This is a genomic window from Candidatus Villigracilis vicinus (assembly GCF_016702885.1).
GTDB lineage: Bacteria > Chloroflexota > Anaerolineae > Anaerolineales > Villigracilaceae > Villigracilis > Villigracilis vicinus.
Genome location: NZ_JADJDD010000002.1, coordinates 142,705 through 155,337 on the forward strand (window position 1 = coordinate 142,705; position 12,633 = coordinate 155,337).

Consider the following 12,633-nt stretch of genomic DNA (forward strand, 5'->3'; position numbering starts at 1 on the left):
CTAGAACGCGTTTATCCCTTGGAATCTTTGACAATGACACCATCTTCCAGAGTAACCACACGAGAGGCATAGCTAATAACACGCGGATCGTGCGTTGCGAAGACAAAGGTCTCCCCTGTTTCTTGATTAAGTTTCTTCATGATCTCCATCACCTGCTTGCCGTTCTCAGTATCGAGATTGGCGGTCGGCTCATCGGCAAGGATAAGTGCAGGTTTGGGCGCCAAGGCGCGGGCGATGGCGATGCGTTGCTGTTGCCCGCCAGAGAGTTGGTCGGGGCGGTTATTGGCACGATCGGTCAGGTCCACGGCTTTAAGCAATTCCATCACACGGTCACGGCGCTCATTAGGGGAATGTCCATTCAACAGTAGGGGCATTTCCACATTTTCATAAGCGGTGAGCGTGGGAATCAATGCAAAGAATTGGAAGATAAACCCAATATGACCTTTGCGCATGTCGGCACGTTGATTGCGATTGAGGGATGTAACTTCCTTGCCATCCACAGTGACGCGCCCGCTGGTGGGCTGGTCGAGGCAGCCGATCATTTGCAAGAGCGTGGTCTTGCCAGAACCAGAAGGACCCACCAAAGCTGTGAATTCTCCGCTATTAATTGAAAGGCTGACCCCGCGCAATGCATGGGTTTCCAATTTCCCAATTTGATAAGTACGAGTTACGTTTTCGATCTTTACAACTTCCATGATATTTCTCCTCGCGGACTTTCTCCGCATCTATTTTTCTGCACGCAATGCCTGAACTGGCTCTAATCGAGATGCCATCACCGCCGGATATAAACCAGAGAGGATGGTGGCGATAAAGGTCATGACGGTGACATTGACTGTGTTCTCCACTGTCAATTGAGCACGGATGGTATCTGAGATCAACATGCCGCTCAACCCCATATTGCCCACGAAAAAGCCATTGATATTAAAGAGATAGACCGCAAACACACCCAATGCCAGTCCCATCACGATACCGCCAATAGCCAGCATGAACGACTCCGCTAGGAACAACCCCAAGATGCGCCCGCCGCGCATGCCAATCGCAGAGAGGATGCCGATCTCGCGCGTCCGTTCGTAGACGGACATAATAAGCGTGTTGACAATGACCGAAGCCGTGATGGCAAGGATGATGAGATAGAAGAACGAGATGTAGCTTTGTGACATGGTCTCAAACTCCACAAAGAGTTTGTTCAGGTCGCGCCAGGTTAGAACTTCCAAACTCGATGAGGATTTCAGCGCAGCCACAACCTGATCGGTATCGGCAGTATCGTTTAGAAGCACGAAGATCGTGCTGGCATGACCTTCTGTTTGCGTAATCGCCTGAGCCTTTGATAATGGCAGAAACACCGTGCCATTATCAAAGCCATAGGTATCAGTAGTGTAAATTCCGCGGATGGTAAAGGTTTGTTCCTGCACATTTCCATCAGCAGTGTTGACCGAGAGGCTAACCTTGTCGCCCACTTGCAGGTGCAATTTTTCTGCAGCTGGTTTTCCGATCAATAAGCCTTCGCGGTCATCAGCATTGAGAAATTCTCCGCTGATGATCCCGTTGCGATACGGGTCATTTGCTGCGGATTGCGGGTCGACGCCATAGATCTGCACCCCAGCTGATTCATCGCCCGTGGAGAGGAAGCCGCTTGCAAACAAACGCGGGGTGGCAGCTTTGACCTGCTCCAATGCGCTGATCTGACCAGCGATCTCATCCGGGTTCGCCACGAGGTCCTCCCACTTAAGACTCGATTTATTCTCATCGTAAGATGCGGCTCGAATTTGGATATGTCCGCTTTGCAGGTTAATGGCAGACTCAATAGCACTGCCCATTTCGCCCTGAATAACGGATGACATTAACATCAACAACGCAAGCCCGATCGCGACAGCCAAAGCAGAGAAGAAATTCCTGCGGCGATTGCGACCCAGATCACGAAAAGCCATTTTAATAATCTGTATCATGATGCACCTTATACAAAATGCAGAGCTTCAGCCGGTTCGCGCCGTCCTGCCTCGATGGCAGGGATGACCGATGCCAGCGCGGAAATGATCGCGACCATGGATGCCCGCATGAGCAACTTTTCAACGCCCCAAGTGGGGTAGACCTTGTCTTTGATAAGCGCCATATAACTGGCGGCTTGTGTCATGGAACCAAAGTCCATGCCCACCTTCATCAAATATCCATTGAGCGCCAAACCCAGGACAATGCCCGCTGCAACCCCTACTAGACCGATCATGGTGCCTTCGAGGATGAACAAGAGCGCGATCTGATTGGCTTTGAGCCCCATCGCTCCCAGCACGCCGATCTCACGAGTCCGTTCGTAGACAGCCATCAGCAACAGGTTGAGAATGCCCACACCTGCTATGGCGATGATGATGACGCTAAAGACATTCATCACGCCGCCTTTGGAGTCGATTGCATTCGCAAGGTCGGGGTAATTAGCCTGGAATGATTCGATTTCATATCCCGGCAGGCTGGCTTGCAAACTCTTGATGACTTCATCCTCCTGCCCTAAATGCTGGAGGAAGATCGCCACTTCAGTAGGAGCGGTCAGATCATAAAGAGTTTGTGCTTCGGTCAATGAGATGTACACCGTCTGCTTTTCAATGTCTGCCATGCCAAGGTCGTAGATGCCGACAATGGTCATGGTACGTTGACGCATCTCTTTATTTTGAGAGCGCCCAACCATGGTGATGCGGTCACCCACCGTAACATCCATGGCATCGGCGAGTCCTTTGCCGATCAGAATGTTGTCAACATCGTCACTCACAAGGTTACGTCCCGCCGTGACATATTGACCGATGAGATTAACCTGTACTTCCTTCTCTGGTTCAATACCCGTAATAACCACCGCAAAGGCACCTTCACGATTTGTAACCAAACCGCCGGTATTGATGCGCTGCGTCGCGGCGAGGACGGTTGGATCCGCTTCGGCGGCGCTGACCACTGCCTGGGCATCGGTCAACGGCAGCAGCGGAGTGGAACCTACTTCCGCCCGATACCCTTCCGCGTGGACCTGAATATTTCCGCCCAAGACCTTGACCGCATTGCCATAGATCGCATCGGTAAAGCCATTCATCAACCCGTCGTAAAACATCATCAACGATAGGCTCATCGACATGGCAAGGACGATGATCGCCGTACGGCGTTTGTGCCGCCAGATGTTACGCCATGCAAGGCGCAGATATAAATTCATTTGAAATTCCTTTCCACAAACAAACTAAAAAGACATCCACCTAAGAAGAAGGAGATATCCATTCTCTCAAGATATCCATTGTTCCTGTCCAAAGAGAACCGGCGGGCGCGCCGAGAATACGTTCCAAACTCTCGTAGTAGGAACCTACCACCAATTCAAGTTTCTCCAACGCATCAGGCGGCGGGTGATCCGCCAGCAGCAGTCCAACAATATTGCCTTCCAACCCGCGGGAAAGACCCAACATCGTATCTGCGAACTGCTCAGGGTAACGTGTTGAAAACACCCCTTCGTCAATTCCCTGATGAATGATCTTCGCAAGTTTCGGGGAAAAATGCTTCATAAAAGCCGCTTCTTGTTTATGACGAATTAGAGAATTTGAATCGTCATACCAGATGCGCATGAGGTTAAGTATGAAAGGTTTTTGATCTATTTTCCAACGGCTGCCGGTATCGAAATACTGCTTCATTTTTTCAAGCGCCGACAGGTCTGCCGCTTCCAAGATCGGAGACATCACCTGATCCGATTCTTCCAACATCTTCTCCACCAGCCCATCCAACAGGGATTGCTTCGAATCGAAATAGTGATAAAAAGCCCCCTTGGATATTTTCATCGAATCGAGAATATCCTGAATGGACATGGCTTCGTACCCTTTGGTGTAAACCAGTTTACGAACCACATCCAAAATCTCTTTGCGCTTGGCAGCGAAGTTCTCTTCTTTTACAACTCTAGGCATAGTACCTCTTTTATAAACCGACGGTCGGTTTATTTATTATATGCCTGACAAATTACAGAGTCAAGTGCTTTTTGGGATGAACACCTCGCCTCTTCACCGCCCAAAGCTGATACACCTATGCATACTTTTTCCAGCATGAAAATAAAAATCCGCAGAGCGTTGCTCTGCGGATCCGTCACTACTCGCCACGAACTATTATTGGTGTCTTCCAACCCAGTTTTTCCAACATCAGACTCACCAACAATCCCGCCCGCCAAAATGCGACCGCCGCCATCCCATGTGCCAACACTGCAAATAGCGGCGGAGTCTCGAAGGTGTAATACGTCCAACACTGACGGGTCGTGCCCCACAATTCGAGGAAGTATCCCAAACCGATTCCGGCGAGAAAGGTCAACAACGCCATGCGATGATCGGTGGGTGTAAGGATGAGCATGACGCATAATATGGTAGCCAGAATGGTATAGGATTTGTCGAAGGTCGGGGAAACAAAGACCAGCATCAGGGTCATGAAAGAAGCGAAGGTGATCCAATAAAGAGCAGGGAAGATCGAGCGATGAACAGGCTGTTGAGTCTGAGTTTCCATTTTTTGGATCGCCCAATTCATAAATCGGGTAATCCGGTCAATGGAAAGACTCGCAATAGGCCAGGCAGGGATGATCCACAACGGCGGGCGTTCTGCCGTGTAATAATGCCACAGATTGGTTTGTGTGCCCCACGATTCGATCGCCAGACCGCCGCAGATCCCAACGAAAACGATCAGAACATCCGTCTTGATGTTCGCGCGCGCCACAATGGTAATCGACATAAAAATAAAAATGCCAAGCAACAACCAATCCATATAAAGCCACCAGGCACCGTTCCAGTCGATGAGAGCTAGAACTTCTTCCGCCAGAGGCCACCAGATATAAACGATAAGGATAATGGTGACGAAAAACCCACCCAATAAAATAGATGAGTCACGCGTCCACAGGGGATGATTTTTATTTTCCATGCGCGGATTATATTTCAATATCTCAAAACTCAAATCAACCATCTGTACTGTCAAACGGATTAAAAAGCGTCTCTTAAATCCGCGTCAAGTACAACCTCTATTGGTTAATAAAAATCCATATGCATCAATATCCATATGCGATAAAGAAATAGTCGCCAGAGATTATTACGTTCCGTTAATAAATTATGAAACGTATCCGGTTATAATTTTAAAAACAGATGCAAAGCATCTGTAAATCAACCAAGAAAAGGATTTTTTTATCATGGGTCTCTTCAGTAATATTCTCGAAAAGCTCGGTCTCAAAAAGAAGGCAGAGGAAGAAAAGCCTGCCGCACCAGCCGCCGCTGCTGCCGATACCAAACCTGCTGCTCCGGCTGCAAAGCCCGCCGCTCCGGCTCCCAAAGCTGCAGCCAGCGCTGGCGTAAAATCTTCCGGCATCAAGCGCGATGACGCCGACGTATCTGCCCCCGCCCCTGCCGCACTCACTGTCGTGGACGTGGTGGCGCAGCTTGAAGAACGCGCCAAAGGCAAGGAACTCAACTGGAAGGTCTCCATCGTGGATCTGCTCAAACTGCTCGAACTCGACAGCAGCCGTGAAGCCCGCGAAGAGCTTGCCAAAGAACTCAACTGCCCCGCCGACCAAATGAGCGACTCTGCCCGCATGAACGTCTGGCTTCACAAAGAAGTTCTGCGCCAGATCGCTGCCAATGGCGGCAACATCCCCAAGGATCTGCTCGACTAAAAGCACGTTGAAAGCCAACAGCGCGGACAAATGTCCGCGCTGTTTTTCTTAATAGCGTTTTCAAAACCTATCAAGCCTTAATGATAAAATACATCCATGCTCTCACGAGTATATTCTTGCGCCGTGGTGGGACTCGAAGGCGTGATCGTTGAAGTGGAAGTGGATTACACCAACGGTCTTCCAGCAGTCATCATCGTCGGCTTACCTGATGCGGCAGTTCAAGAAAGCCGCGAACGTGTACAAACCGCGGTAAAAAATGCCGGGTTAAATTTTCCGCGCCACCGCATCGTGGTCAACCTCTCCCCCGCCGCCATCCGCAAAGAAGGACCAGCTTACGACTTGCCCATTGCCTTGGGCGTCGTCATCCTCGCTGGATTTCTTCCGCAAGAAAGCATCGAAGGCGCCATGTTCATTGGTGAGCTCTCACTCGATGGCATTGTCCGCCACACACGGGGCGTGCTCCCCATGGCAGCCGCCGCCCGCGCCAATGGATTCAAGCGGATGTTCGTCCCTGAAGCGGATGCGGGCGAAGCAGCTTTGATCCCTGACCTTGAGGTGTACCCGGTCAAATCGCTTGCACATCTCTACGACCATTTAGCGGGTCGGCATCTCATTCAACCATATCAACCTTCAAGCGACTCGCTCGAGCCGCTCTTTACTCCTACAGACTTCGCTGAAATTAAAGGACAGGAACACGTCAAACGCGCCCTCGAAGTTGCCGCAGCTGGCGGACACAACTGTTTACTCGTTGGCTCGCCAGGTGCGGGAAAAACATTATTAGCACGTGCCATGCCCGGCATCTTGCCTGAAATGTCCATCGAAGAATCGTTGGATGTGACGCGCATCTATTCGGTGGCAGATCAACTCCCCGCAGGGACTCCGCTTATCAAACATCGTCCGTTTCGTTCGCCGCATCACACCATCTCCCATGCCGGTCTAGTCGGTGGTGGGAACATTCCCAAGCCCGGCGAAATCTCTCTGGCCCATCGCGGTGTTTTATTCCTAGATGAATTCCCCGAATTCGGAACGAGAGTCCTCGAAGTGATGCGCCAACCGATGGAAGATAAAGTCGTCACTATCAGCCGCGCCAAAGGCTCGCTTACTTTTTCAGCAAATTTCCAACTCATTGCAGCTATGAATCCCTGCCCCTGTGGCTACTGGGGCGATTCTCAAAAAGCCTGCACTTGTGCACCTGCTGTTGTTACCAAATATCAAAAACGCATCTCCGGTCCATTGCTCGACCGCATTGACATTCACATCGAAGTGCCGCGTGTGGACTACGAAAAACTCAGCGCAAATAAACTCGGCGAAACCAGCGAAACCATCCGCAAGCGTGTGCAAACTGCAAGAGACATTCAAAATCAACGCTTCGCCAACTCCACTGATATCGTTTGCAATGCCGACATGCGCATTGGGGAAGTCAGACAATTTTGCCAACTCCAACCCGAAGGTCAAAGCCTGATGCGAGCGGCGATGAGTCAACTCAATTTGTCGGCAAGAGCCTATCACCGCATCCTCAAGTTATCCCGCACCATCGCAGATTTGGCAGGGAGTGAAGAGATCCAGTCCACTCATTTAGCGGAGGCGTTGCAGTATCGCCCCAAGATCATGATGGGGTAAAATTGTTCCCTGATCAATGTGTCTTTGATACATCCCATCTCTGAAACAGTATAAATATCACAACAACACAAGCCAATCCGGGAACACTGGCTTCCAGCCCAAATTGACCGCCCGTCAGCCAGTCTGGAACTTCGCTAAAGACGGGTTTGAATAAACCTGATTGATCCGTGCCACTCACGCCAAAACCGAGGATGCCACCTTGCATCAAATTCGCCATAAAGTGCAAGCCAAGCGGCATGGCAAGACTTTTGGTGCGGATGAATGACAAGCCAAATACGAGTGATGCAATAAAAATATTAATACTCGCAAAAAATTTTACATCGCCTGTCATGCCTGGGTTATTCAAATGCGTAAGCAGGAAATAACCTGCCATGAGTAGTTGGGCTGGCAATTGACCAAGCCCAGCGATAAGTCGTTGAAAAATAAATCCCCGAAATAACAATTCTTCTGCCAGCGCAACTTCTGCAAAGAGTAACAAGGTGGATGGAAAGGTTAAGAAGCCACTAGGATTCCATTGCCAATGAACCCAACCAAAAACCCACAGGATGAGCGCGGGGACAAGCATAAGCGCGGAGCCAATCAAGCCACCCAGTCCAAGTTCCTTGAGCCAACGCAGGTTGAATTCCCCTAGCAGTTCAGCTAGCGGTCTTCGGCGTAGCAACTGACAAATCCACGAGGCGAGCATTACGATAACAGCTTGCAGCCCAATGGAGACGTCCATAGAGTTTTGCCGCGCCGCTAATAAGGCTGGAAAAAGGGTTGCAGCCAGTACAAGAAAGAAGATAAGGATCCACCAGCCGTTGCGTAGCTGACGTTCAGAATTCAGAAATGGGTTGATCGACATAAGGCGTCTCTATTTCTCGGGTGGCTGATTTTTATACGTTATGTAGATTCTGTAACGCGCTTTTCCCATTGCTCGGCGTTGACACCTTTAATCAGAAGCCATAAGGGAAATACGATCTCAAGAAACGCGAGGGAACCAATCGAGGTGAAGAGCGCTTGGTACTGGGGCAGAAGCATGGTTCCAAAATCTTGAATAAAGTAGCATAAAGCCACAACAAGCAAGATGATGCCCAAAAACTTAGGGAGGTAGCCTGATTTGTAAACCAAGTAGCCAAAGACCAGAAGATGCAATCCAAAGAACAATCCCCAAATCAGCGTCACAGTTTCATGCGCATTGAGAAACAGCAGAGCAAACGCCTGCAGTTGATCTGGCGCGAACGCGGTCAGGTAGCCTGCACCGCTTAGAAGCAGCAAGACAATAAAATTATTAAGTAGATTGATTCCTTGAATAACCGTCATCGCGAGGCGAGAAAACGCCGCAGCCAGAGAAAGAGTTTTGTTGACGGGTTTGACCAAAACATAGAGAAGCACAGTCAACACGATCTCGATCAAAAAGACAATTGAGTCGCTGACCATTCCAGCGCGGAACAGTCCTTGAGATGCCATGATGTTATTAGCTGTCGCTGCCGCATCGTCTGGCACAACTAGTGTCGTGGGGATATATAGCATGCTGAACGGCGCCAGCACAACAATTAGCAGAGTGAGGATTGCGGCAATTCTGGCGGTCATTTGGATGGAATTAGTTTTTATAGTTGCGGTCATGGTTTTCTCTTTTCGTAAACGGTATTAATTATGTTCAAGATCAATTTGCTTTATTTTTGGCAGACTCGGAAACGAACGCAGTTGAATTGAATCCTTTTACGATCAGCCACACGCCGATGGACATTTCCCACAGACCGCCCGGAAGGGTGTGGAGCAGTTGTAGATTGAAGCCCAAGACTTCCAGCATGGAACCAAGCAGGAAGCTCACGTACCCGATAAAGCCCCAGATGACGAAAAGCTGCGGCACCAACTTTGCGCGATAAAACCCATAGCAAAGCGTCAAGCCAGCCATCCCTAAAGCGACCATGCCGATCTGGTAGGTATAAGCCTGTGACTGTATGAACAACGCGCTCAAAGATTGAAGGTAGGGAATTTCAGAAGCACTGGCTTTCAGGAACTCAGCACCCAGCGGAATTTGAAGCAGAATAAATAAAGCCGAGACAGCAATAACAGCAGCTTCAACGAGTCTGGCGCTAAGGTAACCAAGCGCAACACGCTCGTTGGTTTGCTTCAAGATCGGGAACATCATCACACCGTGAGCGGCGTCACCTGCGGCGGCGAGCACCCAGAGCAGTGCGCCGATTGCGATCATCATGCTTCTGGCAGAAACTGTCTCAAGCTGACCTGGTGTGCTAAGGACCGAACCTGCAATACCTACAACGAATCCTAAGATGTACAACGCACCTACTACTTTTGCTGTCGTTCTGTATGTGTTAACTTTTGTATCCATAATATTTTCTCCTTTGATTGAATAAACTTGATTGACCGAGACGAGGGGCATGCCCAGGTCTCTCACTTTCCGCAGCAACCCGTATAGGGCTGGCTGATCAGGCACAGGTCCAGAAAGAAGCGTTTTTCCATCTGTTTCGAGAGTGACGGAAAAACCGTCAAACCAGTCTGCCCACTGACTGCCTAAATGTCCTTCGATCCTGATTTGATAGTTCTTCGACATTGCCTTTACCTTTTGCATTAACGTGCGCGAAATATAACGGCAAGGAGTATTGCCGTTTAGAACCAAAAGTATTGTTTGGAGTATTGTTTAGGGGACTTACAGCAACAAGCCCAGCTCGCGGGCGCGTGCCACGGCTTCGGTGCGGCTTTTTGCTTGAAGTTTGTTGAAAATGCGCAGGTTATGCCCTTTGACCGTGCTCAACGCCAGAAAAAGTTTCTGGCTGATCTCGTCATTTGAAAGACCATCGGCAACGAGACGCAACACTTCCAACTCACGCTCGCTCAACGGATCAATCAACGGTTGCGCGTTGGCTGGCTCGGGTTTTGTTTCGCCAAAGGAATTCAGTAATTTGCGGATGTAGTTATTGAGTCTGTCATCTTCACGTGAATGGATTAATGCTTTTAGCAACTCCACAATTGATTCGCCTTCATTCATAAAAAAGCGGAAGTAGCCTTCTGGCTCAGCCAAGGTCACTGCATGCTTGAGTGACGCAAATGATTGAGATTGTTCTCCATGTGCGTGGAAAGCAAGCGCCTGCGCCGTTAGAATCTCAAGCATACTGCCCATTCGCTTTGCATTTTCGGCTGTTTGCAAAAGGCGTGATAACAAACCGAGTGCATCTTTCATCTTATCTTCTGATGCAGTGCTTTGATATGCAGCAATCAGCACCCGCGCCAGCGTGATATGTTCATATTCACGCAAATAACTGAGTTCATCGTTAACCGTAATTCCGCATTCATACACCCAATCTTGCGCCTTGGATAATTGTCCCTGCTTGAGATAGATGCGTGCCTTCAGTGCATCTACAGGACGCGTATTGGGAATAGGCGTGCTGATAAACAAGCGCTTGGCTTCATCGAGGAATTCAAGCGCCGCATCCAAATCTCCCTCGGACTCTTTCAAACGAGCCTGAGCAAGACTCTTGCGATACGGAAAATCCACGAGGGTTGATTGCTTTCCCAACTCGATGCTTTGCTGAAAATATTGCGCAGCAGATTCGTCATTCCCCATTTCATGATGCAGCAACGCCAACCCCAAATAATGATGGGCTAAAATCTGATTCACCTCGCTGCCATACGCGGACGCATGTTGCAGCGACTGTTCATAAGTCCGCAGCGCCTCGCGGAGATGACCTTGAGCGGTTTGGATTTCCGCCTTGCCTGACTCACTGGCAATCGAAAAAATATAATTCCCCGCCTTCAACGAACTATCGATCCAATCGCTCATGGATTTGCAAGCCGCATCCAAATCGCCGCTTGCCCAATACGAGCCGCCTAATATCGCCGCGGCTCCCGCGCGCATGAATTGGTCTCCTTCGGGAGCGATCTTGATCGCCAATTCCGCGTACTTGATCGTGGCGGAGAAATCGAGCTGTGTCTGGGCATTGTAAGCGCGGGCAAAAGCGATTCTGGCGGGCAGCGTCTGAATCTCTTTTTCATCCACAACAGCCATCGCTTCGGATACATCTTCGAGACACAACTCCGCATCCCGCAAACTGGACTCACTGGACTCTACATCACCTGCATCCATGAAAGCCCAACCGATCTGTGTGCATAACACGGGACGAGTGCGAATCTGACTCGCTGGTAGCTGCTTCACCCACCCAAGCCATACAGCCGACTGGAAACTTTGATTCATTCCCTGCCAATATTTCTCAGCCAATTCCGCCGCACGGTTGAAGTCTCTGGCAGCGATGGCGTGTTGAAATGCTTCAGCCTCTTCGCCGTTCTGCTCATACCATTCACTGGCGCGGAGATGATATTTAGCAAGTTCTTCGGGTTTTAGGTTTTGTCCCTGCCGTTGGCGGAGCAGATCACCAAAAAGATGATGATAGCGATACCAATGACGTTCATTATCAAGTGAGACGATAAATAGATTGGCACGTTCCAAAGATTCCAATGTTTCCTGTCCTGAAACGGAAGGGTCAAGCAGCACCGCATCGCAGAGCGAGCCACACAAACGATTCAGGATGGATGTACGCAACAAAAATGCTTGGATATTTTCAGGCTGTTGGTGCAGAACTTCTTCGAGTAGATAATCCAACACGAAATGATGCGCGCCCGTAAATGATTGGATGAAGTTGGCGACATCCCGCGAAGCGTGTCCCTGCATGGAGAGTGCAGCTAATTGCAAGCCAGCAATCCAGCCCTCGGTGCGGGCTTCAAGCGCGGCAATATTTTCTACTGTCAGATTCAATCCCATCACTTGGTTGAGAAATTCAGCAGCTTCCGCAGGGGTGAAGCGTAAATCGGCAGCACGCAACTCAGTCAATTGATCGCGAGCGCGTAATCTTGCCAACGGCAGGGACGGGTCTTCACGGGTGGTGATCACCAAATGCATTTGCGACGGCAAATGCTCCACGAGAAAGTTCAGTGCCTGATCCACTGGTTTTGAATCCAGCATGTGATAATCATCCAGCACGAATATAAATTTATTCGGAATGGAATCTATTTCGTTGATCAAGGTTGTCAGGAGTGATTCGGAGTCTGGTATGTGAGAGGCTTGCAACGCACCCAACAAGTTCATGCCAATTTCAGGAAAAATCGTCTGCAATGCCGCAACCAGATAACTCAGGAAACGCTTGAGATCGCCGTCCCCTTCATCCATTGACAGCCACGCGACTGGCTGCTTGTAAGTTATAACCCATTCACTCGCCAGTGTGGTCTTGCCGAACCCTGCTGGCGCAGAGATAAGAGTCAATTTATGTTTACGATCCAAGCCAGTATTCAATTGATCCATTAAGCGGGCGCGCAAAACCGTCCTGGAGCGGGGCAGGGGCAAATGCAATTTCGTCGCTAAAATGGACATG

11 protein-coding genes are annotated in these 12,633 nt (G+C 49.7%); 2 read left to right on the forward strand and 9 right to left on the reverse strand.

The genetic code is table 11. The features are described from left to right. Positions 1-11 precede the first annotated feature (11 nt). The 5 genes from IPG80_RS03280 to IPG80_RS03300 form a co-directional block, all read right to left on the reverse strand. Complete coding sequence (locus IPG80_RS03280) at positions 12-695, reverse strand: ABC transporter ATP-binding protein (RefSeq protein ID WP_345102693.1); 684 nt, start codon at positions 693-695, stop codon at positions 12-14. Positions 696-725: 30 nt separating this feature from the next. Continuing rightward, entirely contained in the window at positions 726-1,946 is a 1,221-nt protein-coding gene (locus IPG80_RS03285; protein WP_345102695.1) for an ABC transporter permease, read from the reverse strand. Between the two features lie 8 nt (positions 1,947-1,954). Continuing rightward, positions 1,955-3,181 carry an FtsX-like permease family protein gene (locus IPG80_RS03290; RefSeq protein WP_345102697.1) on the reverse strand — a complete coding sequence of 409 codons (1,227 nt, stop codon included), beginning with the start codon at positions 3,179-3,181 and terminating at the stop codon, positions 1,955-1,957. A gap of 40 nt (positions 3,182-3,221) precedes the next feature. After that, complete coding sequence (locus tag IPG80_RS03295) at positions 3,222-3,914, reverse strand: TetR/AcrR family transcriptional regulator (protein WP_345102699.1); 693 nt, start codon at positions 3,912-3,914, stop codon at positions 3,222-3,224. Positions 3,915-4,092: 178 nt separating this feature from the next. Beyond that, positions 4,093-4,905, reverse strand: coding sequence for a hypothetical protein (locus IPG80_RS03300; RefSeq protein WP_345102701.1), 813 nt, complete (start codon positions 4,903-4,905; stop codon positions 4,093-4,095). 262 nt (positions 4,906-5,167) lie between these two features. On the opposite strand from IPG80_RS03300, the gene IPG80_RS03305 reads away from it, so the two are divergent. Continuing rightward, positions 5,168-5,647 carry a DUF3597 domain-containing protein gene (locus IPG80_RS03305; RefSeq protein ID WP_345102703.1) on the forward strand — a complete coding sequence of 160 codons (480 nt, stop codon included), beginning with the start codon at positions 5,168-5,170 and terminating at the stop codon, positions 5,645-5,647. Between the two features lie 96 nt (positions 5,648-5,743). Then, positions 5,744-7,267 carry a YifB family Mg chelatase-like AAA ATPase gene (locus IPG80_RS03310; protein WP_345102705.1) on the forward strand — a complete coding sequence of 508 codons (1,524 nt, stop codon included), beginning with the start codon at positions 5,744-5,746 and terminating at the stop codon, positions 7,265-7,267. A 13-nt stretch (positions 7,268-7,280) separates the two neighbouring features. On the opposite strand, the gene IPG80_RS03315 is transcribed toward IPG80_RS03310, so the two are convergent. The 4 genes from IPG80_RS03315 to IPG80_RS03330 form a co-directional block, all read right to left on the reverse strand. Then, positions 7,281-8,111: a type II CAAX endopeptidase family protein gene (locus IPG80_RS03315; RefSeq protein ID WP_345102707.1), complete on the reverse strand. Its 831-nt coding sequence runs from the start codon at positions 8,109-8,111 to the stop codon at positions 7,281-7,283. Positions 8,112-8,149: 38 nt separating this feature from the next. Then, positions 8,150-8,872 (reverse strand): DUF4386 domain-containing protein, encoded by a 723-nt coding sequence (locus IPG80_RS03320; RefSeq protein ID WP_345102709.1) that lies wholly within the window; start codon positions 8,870-8,872, stop codon positions 8,150-8,152. A 40-nt stretch (positions 8,873-8,912) separates the two neighbouring features. Next, positions 8,913-9,824, reverse strand: a complete 912-nt coding sequence (locus IPG80_RS03325) for a DUF4386 domain-containing protein (RefSeq protein WP_345102711.1) — start codon at positions 9,822-9,824, stop codon at positions 8,913-8,915. 96 nt (positions 9,825-9,920) lie between these two features. Beyond that, positions 9,921-12,632 carry a LuxR C-terminal-related transcriptional regulator gene (locus tag IPG80_RS03330; protein ID WP_345102713.1) on the reverse strand — a complete coding sequence of 904 codons (2,712 nt, stop codon included), beginning with the start codon at positions 12,630-12,632 and terminating at the stop codon, positions 9,921-9,923. Position 12,633: the final 1 nt, after the last annotated feature.